We start from the raw sequence: 24,092 nt of genomic DNA, 5'->3' as shown, positions 1-24,092 counted from the left end.
CGAAGAAGGGAGTATCTCTACTCCTGTCAGTCCCCATTTAAACCTTGGTAAGGTTCCTCGCGTATCATCGAATTAAACCACATGCTCCACCGCTTGTGCGGGCCCCCGTCAATTCCTTTGAGTTTCATTCTTGCGAACGTACTCCCCAGGTGGGATACTTATCACTTTCGCTTAGCCACTCAATCCTTAAACCAAACAGCTAGTATCCATCGTTTACAGCGTGGACTACCAGGGTATCTAATCCTGTTCGCTCCCCACGCTTTCGTCCATCAGCGTCAATTAATTGTTAGTAATATGCCTTCGCTATCGGTGTTCTGTGTAATATCTAAGCATTTCACCGCTACACTACACATTCCAACTACTTCACAACCATTCAAGACCAACAGTTTCAAAGGCAGTTGCTCAGTTGAGCTGAGCGCTTTCACCTCTGACTTACCAGCCCGCCTACAGACCCTTTAAACCCAATGATTCCGGATAACGCTCGCATCCTCCGTATTACCGCGGCTGCTGGCACGGAGTTAGCCGATGCTTATTCGTAAGGTACCGTCATCAAACTACGCGTAGCCCTTATTCTTCCCTTACAAAAGCAGTTTACAATCCATAAGACCGTCATCCTGCACGCGGCATGGCTGGATCAGTCTTCCGACCATTGTCCAATATTCCTCACTGCTGCCTCCCGTAGGAGTCTGGTCCGTATCTCAGTACCAGTGTGGGGGACATCCCTCTCAGAACCCCTATCTATCATCGCCTTGGGGAGCCGTTACCTCTCCAACTAGCTAATAGAACGCATACTCATCTTTCACCACCGTAGCTTTAATAGTATCACGATGCCGTATTACTATACTATGGGGTATTAATCCAAATTTCTTCGGGCTATCCCCCAGTGAAAGGCAGATTGTATACGCGTTACGCACCCGTACGCCGGTCTCAGTCACCCGAAAGTAACCTCCCCCTCGACTTGCATGTGTTAGGCCTGCCGCTAGCGTTCATCCTGAGCCAGGATCAAACTCTTCATCGTTAAATTCTTTTATATCTTCTAACCGATCTTCAAGTTATTGACTTCAGGTTTCACTCAATTCTTTAAATCTTCTTTGTGCTGTACAACATTATGTCAAGGTACGTGTTGTTTCTTTCTTTTAGGCGTATGCTATACCCCTACAAATGTGCCTTATCGCCTCATTTGCGGGTGCAAAGGTATAACCTTTTTCCTTACCTCCAAAATTTTTATATACTTTTTTTGAAGATTTTTTTTAATAATTTGGTAAGTGGTTGATTTTTAATACTAATATTGTAATCATTTTTGGGCCTCTTAGTGTTTTCTAACACGCTTTCCTTCTCTTACAACTAACTACCAACAGTTAAACATACATTCACATTTTTATCTCTAACTTCTATAAGTAGTTTCCAAACTATCCTATCATAATAATTTTAGTACTCAAGTGTGATATAATACATAATCTGCTAATTTACCAAAAGACATATATTTTTTTGTATATTAGAAAAATATTGTATTTTTGTTCTCATAAGAACTTATTAAAATGAAGACACCTTACTTACTAATAGCCTTCCGTTTTTTATTAGCCCCTACCATACTGATCTTTTCTTATTACACTGAAGAATCAATAGCAAGGCTATGGATTATAGTTTTCATCATCCTCGGCTTGCTCTCCGATGTTTTCGATGGCATTATTGCAAGGCAAATGGGTATTAGTACAGTAAAAATGCGACGAATGGATAGCCAAACAGATTTAGTATTCTGGCTCTCTATAGGAATAGCGTGTTATCATCTCAACCCTGAGCTCATAAAGACGTATCGGTATGAAGTAATCGCTATTTTTATAATGGAAGGGTTATGTTATACTATTAGTTTTTTGAAGTTTGGCAAAGAAACCTGTACTCACGCTTTTCTCTCCAAGTTGTGGGGCTTGTGCTTACTTACAGCATTTATCTCGCTCATAGGCTTTGGTCACGGAGGATTTCCCTTGCAATTAGCTATTTATTGGGGACTCTTCTCACAATTAGATGTAATTCTCATCTTGCTTTTGTTGCCTAAATGGCAAAACGATATCCCTAGTGCCTATCACGCCTACTTAATAAGAAGAGGCAAAAACTTTAAGAAGAGTAAATGGCTTAATAGCTAAATACTCTTCTTTAATAAAAAATAAGGTTACCCTACTGACACTAATTCTACATCAAAAATAAGAGGTGCATTAGGTGGTATTACGCCTCCCGCACCACGACTGCCATAAGCGAGTTCTGATGGGATTACCAATCGGGCTTTATCTCCTTCGTGAAGAAGTAATATTCCTTCATCCCAACCTGCAATCACTTGTCCAACACCTACAGTAAACTGTAGTGGTTCCTTCCTGCGATAAGAACTATCAAACACGGTCTTATCAAGCAACATACCTGTATAGTGCACGGCTACTTTTTGCCCTGCTTCTGCTTTTTTACCATTACCCTTGTGGGTAATTTGGTAATATAAACCACTATTCGTTTTCTCAAAGCCCACTACTTCTTTGGTAAAGGCTTCTTCAGCTTTGCGTTTCTCTTCAGCCAAACGAGCTGCTTTGGCTTTATTAAAATCATTGAAGGCTTTTAAGGCGTCCCATTTTTCTGCCTCCTCTCCTACTCTCACTATTTCTACTTTTTCAATCTTATCACCTTGTGCAATCGTATCTACTACTTCTTGTCCTTCCACGACTTCACCAAACACCGTGTGCTTGTTGTCTAGCCAAGGGGTGGCTACGTGTGTAATGAAAAACTGACTCCCATTCGTACCTGGTCCTGCATTCGCCATCGAAATGACTCCTGGTTTATTGTGTTTGAGCTCTGGGTGAAATTCATCGTCAAAACGATAACCTGGGTCTCCTGTGCCAGTTCCTAACGGACAGCCTCCTTGTATCATAAAGTTAGGAATCACTCGGTGAAAAGTAAGTCCATCGTAATAAGGCGTACCAAGTGGTTTTTGTGAGTTCTTCATTTTCCCTTCTGCAAGAGCTACAAAATTCCCTACCGTAGCAGGCGTTTTTTCATAAGTAAGACGAAGTAAAATAACTCCCTTCGTGGTAGTTATCTTTGCATAAATACCATTTTGCATTTTTTATCTTTTAATGTATTAGGGTGCAAAATTACACCAAAATTCCTAAATCACCAAATCACTATTACATTGCGTTCCTAATTCTTTCTAATAGTTAGCCAATGAATTTTTCTCTAATACTCAATAAAAAACAAGAAAGTAGAGACAAAAGATTCGTCCCTACTTTATGAGATTGTTATAGAAAAGATTTTATTCTTCTTCTGAAATAATATTGATATATGGTTTGAAACCTTCTGCTTTTTTATACACCTCTGCTCTTCCTTTAGGTACATAAATATGTCCTTTTACAATAGGTTCATAAGCTTGCTTTACATAATTGAGCTCTGAGCCAAAAATAATTGATATTGTTGGAGGAGTTTGTCCTTTAAAAGTTACATTACTTAACTTTTCACAAGAATCAAAAGCTGCACTTGCAACATTCAGTACGTTCTTAGGAATAGTAACTGAAGCAATTACTTTGTTAGAATCAAATGCGTTTCTTCCAATGGCTTGTAAGCTTTCAGGAAAGTTGAGAACAGGAATTTGGCACTTAGAAAACGCTTTATCATCAATGGTAATAAGTCCTTCTGAAAACTGAACAGAAGTAAGTGAAGTTTCAGCAAAAGCGTAACTACCAATTACTTGGACTCCTTTAGGAATAACAATACTTTTGAGTTTAGTTTTATAGAAAGCTATGTTATCAATACCTGTCAGTCCCTTAGGTAGTGTGATACTTCCTAAGTTTTTGTGTTGATAAAAAGCACCCTTATCAATGGTTTTTACATTTCTAAGTACCGCATCAGCTTGCATATTGAGCACTGCTGTGTTCTCGTTTTTCCACTTTACTAAGGTGAGTCCATCTGCACTCAATTCATAATCAGAAGCAGGAATAGTAACAACTTCTTCATCATTACCTTTGTCCTTTTTACAAGCAAAGAGGGCAAAAACTGAAAGGAGTAATAAAAATTTTTTCATTGTATTATTAGTTTTTAATTATTGGTGGCAAAGATACAAAACATTTTACAATATAGCAAATATTAGTCCTTAGTTTTATATCGCTACTCATTTTCTCATTTTCTCATTTACTAATTCCTGCAATTTCTTTAGCTCATCTCTGTACTGTGCAGCTTTTACAAAATCCAGCTCTTTGGCAGCTACCTCCATCAGTTTGCGAGTTTCTTTGATTTTCTTTTCCAACTCCTTAGCCGATAAATATACCGATTGCGCCTCAGCAGCTGTGCGCTCCTTAAATGAAGGATCGTAGTGAAATTCGGTTATAGGGCTCTTGCTGAGGCTATTCTCTATCTTCTTGTGCAAAGGCTGAGGCGTGATGTTGTGTGCCTTGTTGTAGTTCATTTGCTTTTCACGACGATAATTAGTATCATCGATAGTGCGCTGCATACTGTCAGTAATCTTGTCGGCGTACATTATTGCTTTTCCATTCACATTGCGGGCAGCCCTTCCTACAGTTTGAGTGAGCGAACGAGTGGAACGCAAAAAGCCTTCCTTATCAGCATCGAGGATAGCTACGAGCGACACTTCGGGCAGGTCTAAGCCCTCACGGAGGAGGTTTACCCCTATGAGCACATCAAAGAGTCCTTTGCGGAGGTCTTGCATAATCTCCACGCGTTCCAATGTATCCACATCACTGTGAATGTAACGACACCTAATACCAATGCGAGTGAGGTATTTGGTAAGCTCCTCTGCCATTCGTTTGGTGAGGGTGGTTACCAATATGCGCTCGTCTTTCTCGGTACGCAGTTGTATTTCCTCCACAAGGTCATCTATTTGATTGGCACTGGGGCGCACTTCTATTTCGGGGTCGAGCAATCCTGTGGGGCGTATCACCTGCTCTACGTACACGCCTTGCGTTTGCTGGAGCTCATAGTCGGCAGGGGTGGCACTCACGTAAATCACTTGGTTTTGAAGCGCTTCAAACTCCTCGAATTTCAACGGACGATTGTCCATCGCAGCGGGCAATCGGAAACCGTATTCCACGAGATTCTCCTTCCTACTGCGGTCACCACCATACATTGCGTGTACTTGTGAGACGGTTACGTGACTCTCGTCGATAACCATCAAGAAATCATCGGGGAAGTAATCTATGAGGCAAAACGGACGTGTGCCTGGTTCTCTACCGTCCAAATAGCGGGAGTAGTTCTCAATGCCCGAACAGTATCCTAATTCCCGTATCATCTCAAGGTCGAACTCAGTGCGTTCTTTCAGCCGTTTGGCTTCTAAGGGTTTGCCTAAAGCCTCAAAGAACTCTACTTGCTTCACCAAATCTTGTTGAATGTTCCATATCGCTTTTTGGAGAATATCGGGAGAAGTAACAAACATATTAGCGGGGTAGATATTGAGGCTCTGGTAGTGGTCTAACACGTGATTAGTAGTGGGGTCGAACTGTTCTATCTCTTCAATTTCATCACCAAAAAAGTGAATGCGGAAAGCGTTGTCATCATAACCTGGGAAGACATCAAGCACATCGCCTTTAATGCGGAAATTGCCGTGCCTAAATTCGGCGGTCGTGCGGGCATAGAGACTTTGTACCAATCGATGCATCAGCTTGGTACGGGGGAGTATATCGCCCTGTTTGAGGGTGATTACGTTCTTTTGAAATTCCACAGGGTTACCGATACCATACAAACACGACACCGATGCCACAACCAATACATCGCGCCTGCCCGACAGCAAAGCAGAGGTCGTACTAAGGCGCAGTTTTTCAATTTCATCGTTAATAGAGAGGTCTTTTTCGATATAAGTACCTGTGGAAGGTATATAGGCTTCCGGCTGATAGTAGTCGTAGTAAGAGACGAAGTATTCCACAGCGTTATTGGGGAAGAAAGCCTTAAATTCAGAATACAACTGAGCAGCCAGCGTCTTATTATGTGCCAACACAAGAGTAGGACGCTGAATGCGCTCCACCACATTAGCGATAGTAAAAGTCTTTCCAGAGCCCGTAACGCCTAATAGCACTTGGTACTTATCGTTGCGCTCTATACCTTTTACCAATTGGTCGATAGCCTGAGGTTGGTCGCCTGTAGGGGCAAAGTCAGAAACTATTTTGAATTTCATTTGTTTTAACCATAAATAAGAATGCAAAGATAGTGAAGAAAACTGAAAAGTAAAAATTATTTCACGCACATAGCTTAGAGACTCTAAATACTAAAATCTAAATTCAAAATTTTATAGTCTTTTCTCGTCCATCTATTCACCTCTTCTTTGCTTTACTTTCGATTTATTACCCTCAAAACTGCTTCTCTCTCTTAACTCTTAACCCCTCACTATTAACTCTTTATACACCCTTTCTATACCAATCGTCCAAGATTCGTATAAGCTTCCTATAAGCTCTCTATAAGCTAACACCACCCTCCTTACAGCCTTTTTTTACCAAAAACCCTCCCTCCCCTCTTCCGAACTTCTCCGTTTCCTTCCGAATCTTCCTAACAGCCCCAACACATCGCTTTTTCATCTCAAACTTTGCCAAAGTTAATAGCCCGTCGTGCTACGACTGCCTGTGCGGCTCGCACCTTTGGCAAAGTTAATTATCAGTATTTCTAGCATTATTGGCATTTACCTCATTTCCTCATTTGCTAATTCCCTCATTTGCTAATTCCCTCATTTGCTAATTCCCTCATTTGCTAATTTGCTAATTTCAATACCCATAGCGGTCGCCCCATAGTTTTTTGAGATAGTCACGCAGCGCATTTTCACGTGGATTATCAGAGGGTTCATAGAAGGTTTCTCCTTGCAATTCATCAGGCAAATAATCCTGAAAGGCAAAGTTATGAGCGTAGTCGTGAGCGTATTGGTAGTCTTTGCCATAGCCGAGCTCTTTCATCAGTTTGGTAGGGGCATTGCGCAAATGGATAGGTACACTCAGGTCGCCTGTTTGCTTTACCACTTGTTGGGCTTTGTTAATTGCCTTATAAGAAGCGTTGCTCTTAGGCGAAGAAGCGAGATATATAGCACACTGACTGAGAATAATATGCGCCTCGGGATAACCAATGGTGGTTACTGCCTGAAAGGTGTTGTTAGCCAAAATCATTGCAGTAGGGTTAGCATTGCCTATATCTTCGGAAGCGAGAATGAGCATACGGCGTGCGATAAATTTTACATCTTCACCGCCTTCAATCATTCGTGCCAACCAATAGACCGCACCATTAGGGTCACTGCCCCGTATTGATTTAATAAAAGCCGAAATAATATCGTAATGCTGTTCACCTGTTTTGTCGTAGAGTACGGTATTTTTCTGCACCAATCTGAGGACGCTGTCGTTCGTAATCACTACTGGTTCACCTTCAGGAGTCGCATTGACGATGAGTTCAAAAGTGTTTAACAATTTGCGTCCGTCGCCACCTGAGAGTCGCAAAAGAGCTTCAGTTTCTTGCAGTTCAATATTTTTGGTTTTAAGAATAGCATCTTGGGTAATGGCATTATGAAGCAGTTGCTCTAAATCTTTACGCTCAAAAGCGTTCAGTATATACACTTGGCAACGAGAAAGCAAGGCAGGAATCACCTCAAAACTGGGGTTCTCGGTAGTTGCTCCAATGAGGGTAATCCAACCTTTTTCAACAGCCTGCAAAAGGGAATCTTGCTGGGTTTTGTTAAATCGGTGAATTTCGTCTATGAAAACAATAGGGTTTTGGGTAGTGAAGAGTCCACCACTTTGTTTGCTTTGGTCAATTACTTCGCGCACTTCTTTAATCCCCGAACTAATGGCACTCAAGGTATAGAATGCGCGGTTACTTTGATGCGCAATAATGTTTGCTAGCGTAGTTTTACCCGTACCTGGGGGACCCCAAAAGATAAGCGATGGCAAAAGACCGCGTTCTATCTGTTGGCGCAAAGCCCCTTGAGCTCCAACTAAGTGCTCTTGTCCCACATATTGCGCTAAGGAAGTGGGGCGCATACGTTCTGCTAAAGGAGAAGACATTGATATAATGATTAATGTTTAATGATTAATAAAATCAACTTTACCAAAGTGTGAAACTTTGGTAAAGTGTAGCAATGTATAAACTGCTTGTCGTACTACGCCCTATTTTGTGATATTGGTACTAGAAGCAGAGCCGATGCCTACCACCTCGTCGTAGAGAGCGCCAGGAGCGCGGTAGTACACTAGCACGAGGTAAGTGTTTTCAGTTTGTTGAAAATTACCACTTATTTCGTTGAAATCAACTATGTCGCCTGCTTTGGTAGCAAACTTATAGTTGTAAAATCCCTGTTTAAGGAGTACTTTCCCTTTGAAAAGACCGTCTTTTTCGTCATAAGTGAGTTTGTATTCCTCGCGGAGTTCGTAGTTGCTAAACTTGCCGTATACATACACTTCTTTACCCCAAAAAGTAGATTTCCCTTCTAAGGCAAAATGCACTTGCGTGTAATCGGCTTCGTTGCTGGGGTTCATTCCGTTGATAGTGGTTACCAAGAAATCACCATTGATATCGGGATAATAAGTATAGATATTGCTCGCACGGCTTACATTGGTAAACAAGTAGCTATTTACCCATTTGCTTCTATCCAAACGATAGACTCCCGATGCAGGCACGTGTATATCCTTGCTATCGAAATAGAAGTATTCATTGCCTCCCCAGAAAGCCGTTTCGCGGTCGTAGCGATACACGAGGTCGTTACCCATCACGTACTGAGGTTTTACGCCCGTGATAGCCATATCCCAACGGTAGTTTTGCAGTATGGCTACTTTCACCGCTACATTGGGATTATCAAGTCTAAAATCTTTCTGCTTAATAGTGAACTGTACCACTTGTTGGGTATCAAAGTACTGCAAATCGCGAGCGCGTTTTACTTCGGTGAGTACATTCACTTGGGGTGTATAGAGCACAAATCGGCGTGAAAAGAGCTCTGTGCCATAACTATCGGTGATAGAGAGCATATAGTTACCGCTGAGAGTGATTTTAGTGAGTTCGTTAGGGAAAGTAAGGCGGTAATGCGAATAGCCTTGCAGGGTACCATAGGAGTTACTCTCGGGCTGCACCGGTTGGTTATCAATGCCTTTAAGGTATTCACTTTTCAGCAGAGAAGAGGCAGACCAATCGGCGTTGCAATAGGTGATTTTGTAGTAATAAGTCTCCTCATTACCCCCGAGGTCGTCGAACTGCAAACTAAACGACTCATTACGGCGCACGATAGGGAATTGGTTTTTATCGTTGCCGTTAGCTTTGAAGATAATCGTTTTGATATAATCAGGTGGTGTTTTCTCCACCAGCGGTTGAGCTTGCATTGCCAAGGGAAGTAGGAGTAAAAAGAGAAGTTTTTTCATAATTAAATATTTATATTTGTCTTAGGTGTACTATTTTTTATTTAGTAAAATAGATATTCTCCACAAGAATAGAACTTATTTCACTCCGTGCATCAGTTTCTTCACAAACGGATTGATGAGAATAATGAGTACCCCTGCTACGGCAGGCACAATGGTAAATATCAAAAAGAAAGTACTCAAACTGTACTCACGGGTGATATTCTCTATCTGTCCGCCCACTACAGCTGCTAATTTATGACCAATAGCTACAGCGAGGTACCATACCCCAAACATAAATGCTATCATTCGTGCAGGTACGAGCTTCGAGACGTACGAAAGTCCCACAGGCGATAAACACAACTCACCCATAGTGTTAAACATATAAGCAAATACAAGCCATAACATACTCACCTTTACTCCGTGAGTTACCCCGTGAGAGCCTAAGGCGAGTAAACCAAATCCTACTGAGAGCATCAGCAGTCCGATGCCGTATTTCATCGCAGCAGGTGGATTATACTTGCTATCCCACCAACGTGAAAACAAGCTCGCTAAGGCAATAATGAAGAAAGAATTCAGAATAGAAAACCACGATACAGTCGTCTCTACCCAGTTATCGCGCTCTTCTTTCACTTGCGCAACTATCAGCCCGTTGTCAGTATTGAGCTCTGCTCCCCGCTGTTTTGCCCACTGTTCCTTTTCGGCATCTACATAGCCAAACGAAGTGTTTTTGTTGTTCTTGCTTAGCAATTTTATCTCTTGCCCTACTTTTAGGTGATAATCAGCTACTCCTATGATAGTAGTACGTTCTACGATTTTCAAATCAGGGCGAGCGACTCTGTTTTCTTCAGTAATAGGGATATAAGTAGTTCTGCCCTGTGTATCGGTTTGTTCATAGGCTTGATAACTCACACTGTAAGCTGTAGTTTTGAAGTCGCGTTGTAGCATCCACGAAGCGATACCCCATACAAGACTAAAGCAGACCAATAACACTACTACGGCAGGAAATATCTTTTTGTAGGTTTTCTTTACCAAAAGGAAAAGTACGTAGGTAATCAGTAATAGTGGAATCACGGTGAGTAGCGCATTGAAAATATTGTAAAGTACTGCCCAATTACCGTGTAGCTCACGCTCTATATTATCCCGTGCAAAAATCACTAAAGACGAAGCTCCTTGTTCAAACGACAACCAAAAGAACACCACAAAAAAGGCAAAGATGACCACGGTAAGCATACGGTCGCGCACTATCGTAGTATAACGCATTATGCGACTACCTATCAGGTAAAAGAAAGCTATTAAGCCTACAATCACCATCACATATTGCCCTTTAAGCCCTGAGGTAGCAGCCCACCCAAAAAGGTCGATATTCCATATTTTCGAGAGAGGGTCGTTTAGTGCATAGCCAATACCTATGATTGCCGAAAGCGCTACCAATATCTTATCTACGGTAGTGAAAGGATTGAGTTTTTCCTCTTCTTGTTTTGCATCACTTGTAGTCTCTTTTTTTTCTTGCTTGCGTGGCTCACTTCCTATTGAACCAAATAAAGGTTTGGCAAACCAAAACTGTATAGTCCCCAAGAGCATAAACACTCCTGCCAAACCGAAGCCCCAACTCCACCCAATGCGTTCTGCCAAGTAACCGCAAAGCATCATTCCAAAGAAAGCTCCAGAATTTACTCCCATATAGAAGATGGTATAAGCAGCATCTTTCTTCTCGGGTAGGTCTTTGTACATTTCCGATACAAATGACACCATATTAGGTTTGAAAAAGCCCGTTCCTATCACCAAGAGTGCAAGCCCCAAATAGAGTGAAACCTCAGTTTCAAAAGCCATCGACACGTGTCCTAAGGTAATAATAACCGCCCCAATAATTACTGCCCAGCGGTAGCCGGTAATCTTATCGGCTATTATACCTCCAAGTATAGGAGTGAGATAAAGAAGCATAACATACGTACCAAAGAGTGCACCCGCGTTTTCAGTACTCCACGCCCATCCTGGGTTATACCCTATAAGCGTCATTGTAAGAAAGTTGATGAGCAGTACGCGCATTCCATAAAACGAAAAACGCTCCCACATTTCTGTAAAGAAAAGCACGAACAGCCCCGCTGGATGTCCTAATACTTGTGTATCGAAAATTGTCTTTTTAGTCATATAGATTTCATTCGTTATTTTTCTTGCTTTTCAACTCTTAACTCTTAACTAAAAATGTCCCACTTAATTCCCAATCGAATAATAAAATCTCTATACGGCTGACGTGGTGCAGAATAATAGTTGTAAGGATTTCCTATTTTTAGCCAGTTGCTCACGGGCACTTGCCATTGTTCTAAAGAGAAGAAAATGCGCATCGTACGTACTTTGGCATTGAGAAAAAAGTCTAACATCGGAAAGTTACCCGTCTTCTCTGCCGTCTGTACAGCAAATTCTCCTAAAAGCGGATTGTACTGATTGGAGTAATATTTGGTGAAGTAATTAAACCCTATCCCCGTTTGTAAGTACATTGCTTTGTTGAACAAGTGTGATGCAAAGTAAAAACTATTGCGAGTCACGAAAGTAGGTACATTCAAAATATTGCTATCTTGTACCACTTGCTGGTAGAGCATAGTGTTATCTAAGCCCCATTTACCAAATTTAAACTCTTTTTGTACTTTCAGTTGCAAATATTGTATATTGCTACTGTACTGCTCAGGACGCACTTTCCCTAAGGTTTCTTCTTGAAAATAAGTGTAGTTGTTGAGGTTGGTAAGACTGAGCGACGCATTCCCCCATTGGGTTTTCAAATCGCCATAGAGGGTCTGGGTATTCTGTTTGTTAAACGAAGTATAGTTATCCCAATTAAACTGCTTGTAGTCGCTTTGATACAGCAAATAATTAAAATTAGGCATAGCCGAATGCAGTTCAGCTCCTGCGGTGATGCTGTTCTTATCGTCAAAAGCATAAGCAAGTTTCCCGCTCAGTCTAGTACCTGTCATCTTGCCTACAAATGTCTGTTCACCCTCTGCTTCTATACTGAAACCACCTACTCTCTTATGCCATTGCACACCTAAACTCAGGTCGGTATCCTTGATTTGTCGGCGTTGCAACACTCCCGATACGTAGTAAGCGTTCTGAAAGTAATAATTGTAGAAATAAGCATTTCCAAAGAGGAAGGTTCTACCCAGATAGGGCAATTCGAGCTCTACTCCCAAACGGTTGATCATCTTCTTCAAGCGCGCCTTATCGTGAAGGTTTTGGGGTACATAGGCATCGCCAAAATAACTGTTGCTTTGGGTTTCGTCATAAGTATAATGTTCAGTTTCGTAGCTAAACAAATGGCGGAAGCGTATCTGCTTGTACGAAGCCAGCGAATCGCGGTTGCGCAAGAAAGCGTAGTCGTGTTGCAAAAAATAACGCTTGCTCTCCCGTATATTCTCAGCATTGAGTAATTGCACGTCTATTGTCGCACGGTTTTTAAACTGTTTTTCACCTCCCTCAAACTGCTCGGGCGTTACTATACCTCCATTCTCCTGACTGGTGATATCGTGAGAGGCAAAGTGTGCAAAGGCAGTGTATTTCTTGTTAGGTGATACGTAGGAAAAGCCCGCTCTAAAATTGCCATTGCTCACTAATATACGTTGGTATTTACCCAAGGAACGCAAACCTTTGTAAGCGATAAAGATATTGAGGTTGGGCTGTAAATTGATTGAAAAAAGGGTATTCAAAAACTGACCTTGTTCCATACCGCTTTTGTAAGTAAACTCAGTAAGTGGCGTAGGCAAATGGTAATAAGTTACCTCTTCCGGAGTAAGGTAGAGTTGCTTTTTAGCTTCTGCTCCCATCGAAGGCAGGTAATCCTGACGGCGGAAATCGTAAGAGAGTGCATTATACGGTTGCCCCATATTCGAGAAAGGCATCTTGCCAAACATATCCTTTCCCCACTCGTTGTTCAGGTAATACTTTTGCATCGTAAGCGAAGTATCTACCGAGGTGGTATCGCGGGTATAAGTAATAATTTTGTAGTCGCGTGCAGTGAAAGTAATGCTGTCTTTCTTCTTTTTAGGACGCAACGACTTAAAGGTTACCCCTCCCTCCTGATTGTTATTCGCACTATCGTCTTCTTGTGCCCAACTCAGCAAGGGGAATAGTAATCCTATAAGGAAATATATAGTTTTTTTCAGTGTCATTCGTTTCTATTTGGGGGCAAAGATAGAAATAATTTGTCAATTAGCCAATTTGTTAATTTTAGATACAGGTCAAACATACCAAATTTATTCGCTAGTGCGAGCTTGTAATTTGTGCCTATCTTGTTATATCAATTGCTGAGACTGTCCGAAAAGTCTTAAAATCGCATTTGCGTCGCTACATTTTGCTAAAGTTTCAGTCTTTGGAAAAGTTGATTACCTTGATAATCAATTCCTTCTAGTTATATTGTAGGGGCGATTTCCAATCGCTTTCACAGAACAAAACTTTTGGGACAGTTCAAGCTCTTATAATTAACCAATAAACTACATAACTGACAAAACAACTATATTTTTAATCTTTTATTTGTAAATATTTTTGCTAATCAATAAAATATCCTTACCTTTGTGTCATTAAATTATAAATGATAAAGTTATGTTGTATTTTTTCAAATCCATCAGAAGACCAGTAAAACACTGGTACATTCCCCTTATTTTAGGGATTTTGTTCATTCTTTGTGGTATAGGGGTTATTATATCACCACAAGCTTCATATCTTACCCTTTCAATACTCTTTAGTCTCTCATTCTTAATATCAGGGATAACTGAATCCTTCTTTGCCCTACAAAATACTAAAAATCTCAACGGTTGGGGCTGGTATTTGGTAAGCGGACTCATTTCATTGATAATGGGTATTTTTTTACTTATGTATCCCGCCCTATCAATGTTTATATTACCATTGGTAGTAGGATTCACATTGTTATTCCGTTCGTTTCAGTTACTCGGTTTTGCCTTCGAAGTAAAAGAAGCTGGTGTACTAAATTGGGGTAACCTAGCCATAGTAAGCGTATTGGGTATTATCCTTTCGTTCATTTTGATTGCTAATCCTATCTTTACAGGTATCTCATTAGTAGTGTTCACAGGTTTAGCGTTTATCTTCACAGGTATTTCTTCTGTAGTACTTTCGTTCAATCTGAAAAAGTTAAAAAGTTCTGTTCAAAAGTTATCAGATGATTTAAAGAACCGTATAGAAGACCTCGAAAAAGAAGTGAGAGAAGCTTTAAAATAACAGCAGATTAGCAAAATACCACTGGCACGAATCTATAGTTATACCTATGACTACAGAACTATAGTGCTTTTTTACAGAAAATACCTCCAAAGAATTAAATACTCTTTGGAGGTATTATGATTTTATAATTGATGTGCCTACACCCAATATCCAGGACCTTTTTTAAGAGTTATCTTTACTCTTACCTTCAGTAATTGGCATTATTGCACTGTGGTATTAAAAGAACACTCCATTGGTAAATCCATACCACCGCAATACCGTTTCGCCCCACAAGAGTATCATCAACCAACTGATAAACATCATCGTGATACCAAACTTGAAGGTGTCGCTCCAGCTATATTGATTGGTAGTGTACAGCAGGGCAGCAGGTTTACTGTTAAAGGGCAGTACATACACGTGTCCCACGAGCATTGCTACGGGGAAAGCCAGACTCATAATCGGATATCCGTTCTTCTGAGCTACCCCTATGGCAATAGGAATGAATATGAGGGTAAGCATTGTTTTAGATTGGAATATAAGCGAGAAAAGCAAAATCCCTCCTGTGAGTATCATATACAATACCCAAAACGGAGTGGCTTGAGTTATCCCTAAACTACCAAAAAGTGCATCTATAAGCGTGCCAGGCAAACCTGTCGCGTCAAGTCCTGCCCCTAAGGTATAAGCGCCTGCCGAGAACAATAGCAAGTGCCAAGGAATGTCTACATCGTTCCATTTCACTACGCCTACTCCTGGAAGCAAGGCTACTACGGCACCCATAAAAGCTACTGCTGTTTGGTTGATACCGTGTTGCTTATCGGTAGCCCACAAGATGAGTACACAAACAAAAATAGCAATCGCTTTATACTCCTCAAACTTCATTTTGCCGAGCTTGTTAAGCTCTTCCCTAAGCCTTTCCATACCTCCTTCAATCTGTGGTACGCGCTCTTCTTTTTTCAGTGGAAAATATATTTTCGAGCCTACGAACCACGCAATGAGAATAAGCAACACGCTCATCGGAAAGGCTGCTTTAAACCAATCCTGATAACTAAAAGAGCCTATACCCATAGCTCCTGCTATAAGAGAGCCCGCTAAAAGGGCTGCCCCTGAGCCTGTCAAGAAGGCATTAGCTCCTAAATTGATTTGGAAGAGGTTCTGCAATATCAAATTCCTACCGAAGTTATTGCGGTGTTCTCCTCCCGTAGCCCCGTAGATAGCGGCTATTACCATAAAGATAGGCAACAATATAGCAGCTTTGGCAGTAGTTGCCGAAATAAATGCCGATAGTACTAAGTTAATAATGATAAAACTCAGTATAATACCTCCCGAATTTCTGCCAAACTTCAACACAAACCACAAAGCAAATCGCTTCGCCACCTGCGTTTTCACTAACATACTCGCTAAGATAAACGAAAGAATATTAAGCCACATTACAGGGTGTCCTAATTGAGCATATGCCGTCTTGTCGGTCGTGACTCCACAAAGTACAATGCCCAGTATTACCAGTAATGAAGTGAGGTAATTGGGGATTGCTTCGGTAATCCATAAAATAATAGCAGCTACAAAAATAGCCAGCATCGCGTAGTTGATGTGTATAAACTCTTTGTGTGTTGCCTGCTGTAGGGTTACTTTTTGCTCGTCCGAGAGTTGTTTTTCTCCCTTCATTGTAGCTGTTAGTTGTTTGGTTTTAGCCTTTTCTATTTGGGCATACCGAGCCATCGCCGATTCAGTAAGCGGTGTCGTCTTCTCATTGGTATCAATCCGGTTGATAAACGAAATATTGGCTACCCAGTAAATAAGCACAAAGGCGAGGATAGCAAGCGGTCCTCCAATGCGTTGGAGGAACCGCTCTACCCCTGTTTTTTGTACCTTTGGCAACTTTTCGATATGATAGTTATTCATATCCAAAGGGTCAAAGGGTGGCGTGTGGTCGGTATTGTTTGTCATTTCCAGTTTTTATAAGGGTTCTTCATTAACATTGAATTGTAATAACGCTTGTCGCCTGTTACTTCTTCTCCCAACCAATCAGGACGGGCAAAAGTAGCTTTCTCGTCGGGTAATTCAATCTCTGCCATTACAAGTCCTTCATTATCTCCATAGAACTCGTCAATCTCAAAACAATAGTCGCCGTTCTTTACCAAATAACGTGTCTTGTCTATAATACCTGGTTCGCATAGTTTCAATAGCTCTTGCACTTCAGCTACGGGTATTTCCTTTTCCCATTCAAACCGGCTTGCGCCACTTTCATTACCGATGCCTTTTATGGTAATGAAACCTTTATCGCCTTTTATGCGCACTCTCACGGTGCGTTCAGGAACGGAGCTCAAATAACCTTGGGTGATACGAGTCGCCTTAAACGATGCTGCTTTATAGGCATCGCTCTTCACCATAAATTTTCTTTCTATTTCTTGTGCCATAACTTAATTTGCTAAGGGTTTATGTATCATTCCAATCACGCGTTTAATCGCTTGCAAGTAGTTGATGTTCTCTACTCCTTCCAACCCGCAATCGGCAATGGTTTTCTTAATATCTTCTATCTCGGTAGACTCTGAGTTAATGGTTTTCACCAAAGCCCCATTGATATATACGTTGCCGGTTTCGCAAATGGTATTGTTCACCATATAACCAAAACGCACCTTCTCAACGGTTACTGCTTGCAAGTCGGGGTGTGCTTCCACCATCTGTAAGAACTCTTCTAAGGTGTATTCTCCTTTGGTAAGCTCAGGCATTCCTTGCACTTTAAAAGCGGGGAATACTTCTTCTTTAAGCACTTTTGCCGAGATGGGAAACTCTCCTTTCATCAGTGGGTTCCATTGTTCTAAGCCATCTACCTTTTGTACAAAGGTTTTGATGTCCATCTTACCATCGCGAATTTTAGTGTTGTTCACATCGTTAGTCCTACTCACAATATAGGTTTCGGTACTGCGGCGTTCCCATACTTTTTCAGGAACAGGTACACTTAGGCGTGCCATACGCTCGGCTTGTTTAGCAAAGCAACGCCCAAAACTGCGAAACTCAAAACGCGGTTTAGAAATTTCGCCTATCTTTAATTCTTCTTTTGCCATAATTATGTTTTTATATCATTTATTGTTTAATCGCTTATTTTATAATATTTCCTTACAATAACTGTTCCTACACTCCTCCTCTCTCACTGCTTAACAGTCTCATCTTCTGTTCCTGTCGCAGGGTTCGCTTTTCCTTGGGTTGGGTCTGCTTGCATAAATTTACCTGTACCATCAGGACATCGGCTCCACGATTTCGTAACTGCCGCAAGACTCACTTTGCCCCAACCATCGCCTTTTTCACCTCGTTGGAAGGTGTTAAGCTTAGTTCCCTCAGGACTGTAAAGCTCTATAAGCACATTTTTCTTGCTCGAAAAACCCGAACTAAACCCTCTTGGGGTAGTGCCTTTGGCGCCTACGATAGCAAAATGTGAGTGAGGGGCTACCACTTCACCCTCAATACCCGTCCACACAAGTTCTTCGTCTTTTTTAATGGTTACGTCTTTTAGTTTGATAGGAGTATCGCCGTTGTTGTATAGTTCTATAAATTTTTCAGCATCGGTGCCTGCTCCGTAAAGCTCGTTAAGAACCAATTTAGTGTAGTCCGAAGGCTTATCGCCTACCACATAGCTACTTTCTTTTACGGTCGAAAATCCTGCGGTATTCACTACTGTTACTTTGTAGGTTACTTTTGTTTTATCGGCTTGTGCCGGAATAGTCCCTGTAAAAGTATTGTCCTTGCCTGTCATCGCTACGGTTTGGTTGCCTGCTCCTGCGTTGTAAACCAAAGTTACTGTCGAAGGTGCTTGTAGTCCCGGAGCGATTACAGCGGTTACCACTACGTTGTCAGTTGAGGTAGGGGCTGCGGGAGTAAGCTTCACCGATTTGATAGTCGAAGCTCCCTCGTACACTGCATCTTTCACACAACCTGCTGTAATGACCAACATTAATAGAAGTATGTATCTTAAACTTTTCATTTTAGTAATGGTTTAAAAGGTGAATGTTTAGAAATTAATTTCAAAGCGCATAGCGAGCATATGGTAGCTCACACCGCCTTTGCCTTTGCCTTCCACCGCTTTTTTATAATCGGTAGTTGGGGCTCCTGTGGCATCGTGCCCAATAATCAGTTTGCCTCTGCCGTTTGCATAACGGTCGTTGTTAGTATACTGATAGTTCAGAGCTATTTTCACGTTGTTATTCACATAAAAGTTCAGCCCCGTAGTGAAGTTTGCTCCTGAACCACCATACACGTCTTTGTCGTTCAAGCTGAGGTAATCACAGCGCATTGCCAACTCCAAATCACCCCATTCCTTGCCTCGGGTAGGCTGAGTAAACTCACCTTCCGATACGTTAAACTTCTGTTTGCCTCCAAAGAGCAAATACGCTGCTTGCACATACCAACCCGTGAAATTGTAATAGGTAGCTTCCGTAGTAACGTGGTTGCCTATCCACTCTCCTTGTACGCGGAAGCCTCCGTAGTAAGCAGCAGCTTCTACCCCGCGCAACCATTCGTGGTCTACATTGGGTATAACATCAGTGTCTAAGTACTTTTTGCGGTTAATCGAGGTAGAGTTGCGGGTACTAAAACGCGCTCCGCCGTAATCCTTAGGCGCTACATCAGTTTTAGGAGTGCGGTAAGACCCCTTAACACCTAAATAACAACCTTGCATACGGTCTTCGGTATAAGGCATCCAGCCCACTTTACTGGTGATTGAATACCCCTGGTTGCGTCCGTAATCCTTATTGTTGTCTTGCACATTGGTCACTTCCTCAACGCCAGCCACTCGTTGCAAAAACATACCAAGCGAAGCCCTAAAATGGTCGCGCAAGTACTCTCCTTGAATACCCAAATGTCGTGACGGCACTAAGGCTTTACACACCATAGGGCGTTCCATAAAGGTTAAGTAACGCGAACTGGTAGTTTGCTCCATCGAGAAATCTTCTTTGAAGTTCCCCACTTTCAAGGCTACGTTCTCAATCCCGTCGTATTCCACGATAGCATCTTTAAGTTCAAAAATACCATCGGCGAAATCAACGTCCACTTCACCGTACCAATCTTTGGTAACTTGTGCCTTTACGGCAAATCGAGCACGGCGAATAGAAGCACCGTTGCCTATCTTGTCGTAATCGCTCTTAGCGCCAAAAAACGTAGCAGCATCCACTTGCACACGGTTGTCAAACCAAAACTTATAGTTCTGATGTTTTGATTCAAAAACCAAGATGTTGTTACGTGCCTCTGAGCGAAGTTCTTTTCTATCGACTGCCACGCCATATTGGTTATAGCGAATGGTATCGAGCTCTTGGGCTATAGCTGTACTGAAGAAAGACAGCAATAGCCCCAAAATTAAAAAGGGTAACTTTTTCATCGGTTAAAATAATGTTTGTTAATGGAGTTGGTAAATTATTATTATAGTTCTTTTAACGCCACAAAGGTAAAAACTATTTTCCAATTAGCAATGAATTATTTTCTTTTTTTTTGATTTAAGCTGAAAAATCCTTAATTTTAACATAACACACCTTTACATCACCTCTATCTTACTTTCGATTATTTTTCTATTTTCAATTTTTAACTACTCACTTTTAAGCTTTTCACTGTTTAACCGTTCACTACCAACTCTTTCTATAATTTTATCCTACCATACCCCTATCTCTTCCCTTTTCCGTCATACTCCCCCTAGCACCTATGACCTAAGACCTCACACTTCCCCATTTACTAATTTTCTAATTTGCTAATTCCCTAATTATCCCTTCTCCTTTCCGTCATACTCCCCCCTAGTGCCTATGGCCTAAGGCCTATCTCCTATTCCTCTTTCTTTCGTCTCGAAACCCCATTTTTAACATTTTTAGCGCTGTTGTATAGTGTTATTAATCAATTATTTATATACCCTTTCTATACCAATCGTCCAAGATTCGTATAAGCTTCCTATAAGCTCTCTATAAGCTAACCCCACCCTCCTAATAGCCTTTTTCCATCAAAATTCCTCTCAGCTCTCTTTCGTTCCCCTCCGATATCTTCCGTCTCCTCCTAATCTCCCCAATACGTCGCTTTTTCATCTCAAACTTTGGCAAAGTTTTAAACTTTGCCAAAGTTAAATTACTATTATTGCCATTATCAGCATTTTTGGTATTAAAAAATTTTTTCCTACCTTTGCACTTCATTGCATATTACACTGCTTTCATTGAAACATCTTAATTATGCGCATTCTTTTTTACATAACGCTGTTTTTATCCCTGCTCGCCTGCGATTCCAAAGAGAAGAAAGAGGAGGTAACACCCTTGCTCTTCCCCGATAATACGCAAATGCTTTTCCGCATCAACGATAAAGACAACTTCCTCAGTGCCATTGCTAACAATACCTTTTGGAAAACGCACAATCCTCATCAGTTGCGCCCACACGAGGTAAAACTCCTTAATAGCATTCCCACCGATGATAACTTGTGGGTAGCTTTTGATACCGAAGGTCATTTCTTTGCCATAACTCCCCGTATTAGTAACGATACTATTAGTTTTTGGCGCAATGCCGATACTCAAATCCAAAAACAAGCTCAGTTTGGTAAAGAATGGTTTTACACCATAGCCGATAACAACTTGGTTATAGGCGATTCCGAGACTGTTTCGGCTTATCAACAACTGAAACAAGAAACTAAAACACCACGGCAACAGTCTTTGGAACAACTCCAAAAAGTAGGTAATACCGAATGCGTTGCCACTCTTTTCTTCCAAAAAGACGAAGCAAATGCTTACTTCAAATCGTTTTTCGGAACTGAGATATTGCAAAATGTAAAAGATTGGGTCTCTCTCGACCTTTTCTTAGAAGAAAACAACATACGTTTTAGCGGTATGGCACTCATTGCCAATGCCAATGCCGATATAATGGCACACACCCTGCCCTATCAAAACAATGTGTTAAACGTACTTCCCGCGCGCTTGCGTTCACTCGTTTCTTATACTTTCGACGACGGCGATAAACTCGCTCAAAACGATAGTACAGCCACCAATAATCCGTTTAAAACCTCTATCAATGGGGTAGCTTTCGCTCAAACCCCCGAAGGTCAATTTGCTGTCGCCTCTTCTTTTGATGTAGATGAGACCATCAAACAGTTGCCCGTACTCTCAGAAGACTTTCAGCACAACTTCTCTATGTACGAACTAAACCCCGACCTCCCAATGGATTTTTTCACGGCTTTTGTACCTCAGTTTGTCCCTAAATACGTCGGAGTGTATGAAAAGTTCCTCGTGTTTACTACCACCAAAGACCTTCTTACCTCAGTAATCAACGATATGCAACGAGGCAATGTGCTTTCAGCCAATAAATCTTACGATTGGTTAGAACAAAACAGCGCTTCCAACGTGAGTGTTACACGGCTCACAAATCTTTATGACAACACCGCTTTTAGCAGTAAATATCCTTATATAGCCGAAAACTATCGCTGGGCAGTATTCCAACAAACCCCTCAAAACGACTATTACGTGCTCAATTTCATCAGTCAAAAACAAACTGAAAGCACTCTTTCCGATGAGATGAAAGAACGTTTCCGCCTTACGTTAGACGACCAAATGGTTATCCCTCCTACCATTCTCTTAAACCACCGCACCAAACAACTCGAAATAGCCGTGCAAGACACCAATAACGATTTATATCTGATAGGTAACAACGGTTCTCTCTTGTGGAAAAAACGCTTAGACGGAAAGATACAAAGCCCTATTTACCAGGTCGATTTATTTAAAAACGGCTTCTTGCAAATGGCTTTCACTACCGAAAAGTCTATCTGGATTATTGACCGCAACGGCAATGTGGTAGAGCCTTTCCCTCTAAAATATCAAAACCCTATCACACCTTTGGAGGTGTTCGATTACGATAGCAATCGCGAATACCGCTTCCTCTTTGCCGAAAACAATATCTTGCACCTGTTAGACAGAAAAGGACAACAAGTGAAAGGCTTCTTACAGCGCACCAATGGAAAACCTTTGTTTACTCCTAAGCATTACCGTTTCAATGGCAAAGACTATCTTATCTACCCTTCCGATAATGGTATCTTTAATATCTTGCACCGCAACGGTGAAAACAGAATAACAGTAAAGGGTAACTATCGTTTCTCTAACAATCCTCCTTTGGTATTCAATAACTTGTTTATGTTCACCACTCAAGAAGGTAACCTTATTTCTATCGATGAGAAAGGAGGAATGAATCGCACAAATCCATCGCTGGTAGAACCCTTTTATTGGGAAGGTAATCGTTATGCACTTACCTCTCTTTCAGCCAATATACTCACCATAGGCGGGCAACGGATTGAACTTCCCGAAGGTAAATATGAACGTCCTAAACAGTTCCGCATTCGTGGCATCAACTACGTCTCAGTAAACGAACAAAACACCAAAAAAGCCTATTTATACGACGAAAAAGGAAAATTGTTAAAAGACTTTCCCGTAGAATCAGTATCCCCCATTGCAATAGACGTAGATTTAGATAAATCTATTTGGATAGTTACTGAAAAATCACCCACTGAATTGGTGCTCTACACTATGAGACAATTAGCTAATTAATATCGAATTGAAAAAAGCAGTCATCATAGGCTTAGGTCTCATAGGAGGTTCCTTTGCCTTAGAATTAAAAAAACGTTTGGGCTACCACATTGCTGGTATCGACCTAAACCCTAATCATATAGAAAAAGCCTTAGCCTTAGGCATCATCGATGAAAGTACGGGTTACAACCATCTCACCGATGCCGACCTCGTGCTCATAGCAGTACCCGTGAACCATATAGGCGAAGTACTTATAGAGGTGCTCAATAAAGTAGGCGAGCACACATTAGTAATGGACGCAGGTTCTGTAAAAGGTCACATCTGCGAGGTAGTAGCTACGCACCCCCATAGGCAAAATTTTGTAGCAGCGCACCCTATGGCAGGTACCGAGCATTCAGGACCTGAGGCAGCTCTTTACAACCTCTTCGATGGGAAAGTAATGGCACTTTGTGAAGTAGAAAAAAGCAATTGGCAACTGCTTGACCGTGCGTTAAGTATTGTAAAAGCCCTTAATATGCGTGTGAAGATGATGCAACCTTCTGACCACGACTTGCACACTGCCTATGTATCACACCTCTCACACGTAAGTTCGTTTATGCTAGGCAAAACCGTTTTAGAGATAGAAAAAGACGAAGCTCAAATCTTCGATTTAGCCAGTACAGGTTTCGCCTCTACGGTGCGTTTGGCAAAAAGTGACGCTCAGATGTGGTGTCCTATCTTTTTGGAGAACAAGGACAACGTGCTAAAAGCCCTCAATGAATATATCAAGAATTTAGAAGCTTTCAGAACCCTCATCGAAACTGAACAATCCGAAGCCCTTACCCAAAGTATCCACGAAGCCAATTATATTAGGAAAATACTCAAATAGTATTCTAATACCAAACGGGTATATATGCGAGCCATAACGTGTATATACCCGTTTAGTGATAGATATATACCGCTGACCTCACAGGTATATACTTTTCTAATAATAGGTATATACCGCATTAAAGTATTAATAAGTATTATTTTGCGCTCTCAATAAAAGTTTATACCT

At 41.3% G+C, this 24,092-nt stretch carries 16 protein-coding genes and 1 rRNA gene (1 of these 17 running past the window's edge); 4 read left to right on the top strand and 13 right to left on the bottom strand.

The features are described from left to right. Positions 1-1,018 (bottom strand): 16S ribosomal RNA (locus tag HW278_RS09355); it reaches 500 nt to the left of the window's first position. 520 nt (positions 1,019-1,538) lie between these two features. Here HW278_RS09355 and HW278_RS09350 point away from each other — a divergent pair. Then, positions 1,539-2,141 carry a CDP-alcohol phosphatidyltransferase family protein gene (locus HW278_RS09350; protein ID WP_009419881.1) on the top strand — a complete coding sequence of 201 codons (603 nt, stop codon included), beginning with the start codon at positions 1,539-1,541 and terminating at the stop codon, positions 2,139-2,141. Between the two features lie 26 nt (positions 2,142-2,167). On the opposite strand, the gene HW278_RS09345 is transcribed toward HW278_RS09350, so the two are convergent. From HW278_RS09345 to HW278_RS09315, 7 genes are all read right to left on the bottom strand, one after another. Further along, positions 2,168-3,100: a peptidylprolyl isomerase gene (locus HW278_RS09345; RefSeq protein ID WP_178977638.1), complete on the bottom strand. Its 933-nt coding sequence runs from the start codon at positions 3,098-3,100 to the stop codon at positions 2,168-2,170. 189 nt (positions 3,101-3,289) lie between these two features. Further along, complete coding sequence (locus tag HW278_RS09340) at positions 3,290-4,054, bottom strand: leucine-rich repeat domain-containing protein (protein WP_178977637.1); 765 nt, start codon at positions 4,052-4,054, stop codon at positions 3,290-3,292. Between the two features lie 87 nt (positions 4,055-4,141). Continuing rightward, positions 4,142-6,154 carry an excinuclease ABC subunit UvrB gene (uvrB, locus tag HW278_RS09335; RefSeq protein ID WP_178977636.1) on the bottom strand — a complete coding sequence of 671 codons (2,013 nt, stop codon included), beginning with the start codon at positions 6,152-6,154 and terminating at the stop codon, positions 4,142-4,144. A 580-nt stretch (positions 6,155-6,734) separates the two neighbouring features. Next, a complete protein-coding gene (locus HW278_RS09330; RefSeq protein WP_178977635.1) occupies positions 6,735-8,015 on the bottom strand; it encodes a replication-associated recombination protein A in 1,281 nt (426 codons plus the stop codon). Between the two features lie 102 nt (positions 8,016-8,117). Further along, positions 8,118-9,356, bottom strand: coding sequence for a type IX secretion system plug protein domain-containing protein (locus HW278_RS09325; RefSeq protein WP_178977634.1), 1,239 nt, complete (start codon positions 9,354-9,356; stop codon positions 8,118-8,120). A gap of 75 nt (positions 9,357-9,431) precedes the next feature. Continuing rightward, a complete protein-coding gene (locus tag HW278_RS09320) occupies positions 9,432-11,483 on the bottom strand; it encodes a peptide MFS transporter (RefSeq protein ID WP_178977633.1) in 2,052 nt (683 codons plus the stop codon). Positions 11,484-11,527: 44 nt separating this feature from the next. Continuing rightward, positions 11,528-13,492, bottom strand: coding sequence for a putative porin (locus HW278_RS09315; protein ID WP_178977632.1), 1,965 nt, complete (start codon positions 13,490-13,492; stop codon positions 11,528-11,530). Between the two features lie 430 nt (positions 13,493-13,922). Between HW278_RS09315 and HW278_RS09310 the strand changes: the two genes are divergently transcribed. Continuing rightward, positions 13,923-14,555: an HdeD family acid-resistance protein gene (locus HW278_RS09310; RefSeq protein ID WP_178977631.1), complete on the top strand. Its 633-nt coding sequence runs from the start codon at positions 13,923-13,925 to the stop codon at positions 14,553-14,555. Positions 14,556-14,771: 216 nt separating this feature from the next. Here the strand turns inward: HW278_RS09310 and HW278_RS09305 are convergent, their stop codons facing one another. From HW278_RS09305 to HW278_RS09285, 5 genes are all read right to left on the bottom strand, one after another. Continuing rightward, entirely contained in the window at positions 14,772-16,478 is a 1,707-nt protein-coding gene (locus HW278_RS09305; protein WP_178977630.1) for an SLC13 family permease, read from the bottom strand. Beyond that, complete coding sequence (locus HW278_RS09300) at positions 16,475-16,948, bottom strand: CYTH domain-containing protein (RefSeq protein ID WP_009417413.1); 474 nt, start codon at positions 16,946-16,948, stop codon at positions 16,475-16,477. The genes HW278_RS09305 and HW278_RS09300 overlap by 4 nt, the downstream gene beginning before the upstream one ends. A 3-nt stretch (positions 16,949-16,951) precedes the next feature. Continuing rightward, positions 16,952-17,596 (bottom strand): hypothetical protein, encoded by a 645-nt coding sequence (locus HW278_RS09295; protein WP_178977629.1) that lies wholly within the window; start codon positions 17,594-17,596, stop codon positions 16,952-16,954. Positions 17,597-17,679: 83 nt separating this feature from the next. Beyond that, positions 17,680-18,510, bottom strand: coding sequence for a lamin tail domain-containing protein (locus tag HW278_RS09290; protein ID WP_178977628.1), 831 nt, complete (start codon positions 18,508-18,510; stop codon positions 17,680-17,682). A gap of 27 nt (positions 18,511-18,537) precedes the next feature. Next, complete coding sequence (locus HW278_RS09285) at positions 18,538-19,899, bottom strand: OprO/OprP family phosphate-selective porin (protein ID WP_178977627.1); 1,362 nt, start codon at positions 19,897-19,899, stop codon at positions 18,538-18,540. A gap of 829 nt (positions 19,900-20,728) precedes the next feature. Here HW278_RS09285 and HW278_RS09280 point away from each other — a divergent pair. Beyond that, the gene (locus tag HW278_RS09280) at positions 20,729-23,077 is read left to right on the top strand and encodes a hypothetical protein (RefSeq protein ID WP_178977626.1); all 2,349 of its coding nucleotides are present in this window, start codon (positions 20,729-20,731) and stop codon (positions 23,075-23,077) included. A gap of 7 nt (positions 23,078-23,084) precedes the next feature. Further along, positions 23,085-23,924 carry a prephenate dehydrogenase gene (locus HW278_RS09275; RefSeq protein WP_178977625.1) on the top strand — a complete coding sequence of 280 codons (840 nt, stop codon included), beginning with the start codon at positions 23,085-23,087 and terminating at the stop codon, positions 23,922-23,924. Positions 23,925-24,092 lie beyond the last annotated feature (168 nt).

Origin of the sequence: Capnocytophaga sp. oral taxon 902, from assembly GCF_013394735.1 — a bacterium.
Taxonomy (GTDB): domain Bacteria; phylum Bacteroidota; class Bacteroidia; order Flavobacteriales; family Flavobacteriaceae; genus Capnocytophaga; species Capnocytophaga ochracea.
The sequence above is the reverse complement of the archived record's forward strand: the minus strand, read 5'-3'. Positions and strand labels throughout refer to the sequence as shown.

Excerpts from the sequence above, each read along its gene's own strand:
- HW278_RS09350 (WP_009419881.1), top strand. The coding sequence starts at position 1,539 with ATGAAGACACCTTACTTACTAATAGCCTTCCGTTTTTTATTAGCCCCT.
- HW278_RS09345 (WP_178977638.1), bottom strand. The coding sequence starts at position 3,100 with ATGCAAAATGGTATTTATGCAAAGATAACTACCACGAAGGGAGTTATT.
- HW278_RS09340 (WP_178977637.1), bottom strand. The coding sequence starts at position 4,054 with ATGAAAAAATTTTTATTACTCCTTTCAGTTTTTGCCCTCTTTGCTTGT.
- uvrB (WP_178977636.1), bottom strand. The coding sequence starts at position 6,154 with ATGAAATTCAAAATAGTTTCTGACTTTGCCCCTACAGGCGACCAACCT.
- HW278_RS09330 (WP_178977635.1), bottom strand. The coding sequence starts at position 8,015 with ATGTCTTCTCCTTTAGCAGAACGTATGCGCCCCACTTCCTTAGCGCAA.
- HW278_RS09325 (WP_178977634.1), bottom strand. The coding sequence starts at position 9,356 with ATGAAAAAACTTCTCTTTTTACTCCTACTTCCCTTGGCAATGCAAGCT.
- HW278_RS09320 (WP_178977633.1), bottom strand. The coding sequence starts at position 11,483 with ATGACTAAAAAGACAATTTTCGATACACAAGTATTAGGACATCCAGCG.
- HW278_RS09315 (WP_178977632.1), bottom strand. The coding sequence starts at position 13,492 with ATGACACTGAAAAAAACTATATATTTCCTTATAGGATTACTATTCCCC.
- HW278_RS09310 (WP_178977631.1), top strand. The coding sequence starts at position 13,923 with ATGTTGTATTTTTTCAAATCCATCAGAAGACCAGTAAAACACTGGTAC.
- HW278_RS09305 (WP_178977630.1), bottom strand. The coding sequence starts at position 16,478 with ATGACAAACAATACCGACCACACGCCACCCTTTGACCCTTTGGATATG.
- HW278_RS09300 (WP_009417413.1), bottom strand. The coding sequence starts at position 16,948 with ATGGCACAAGAAATAGAAAGAAAATTTATGGTGAAGAGCGATGCCTAT.
- HW278_RS09295 (WP_178977629.1), bottom strand. The coding sequence starts at position 17,596 with ATGGCAAAAGAAGAATTAAAGATAGGCGAAATTTCTAAACCGCGTTTT.
- HW278_RS09290 (WP_178977628.1), bottom strand. The coding sequence starts at position 18,510 with ATGAAAAGTTTAAGATACATACTTCTATTAATGTTGGTCATTACAGCA.
- HW278_RS09285 (WP_178977627.1), bottom strand. The coding sequence starts at position 19,899 with ATGAAAAAGTTACCCTTTTTAATTTTGGGGCTATTGCTGTCTTTCTTC.
- HW278_RS09280 (WP_178977626.1), top strand. The coding sequence starts at position 20,729 with ATGCGCATTCTTTTTTACATAACGCTGTTTTTATCCCTGCTCGCCTGC.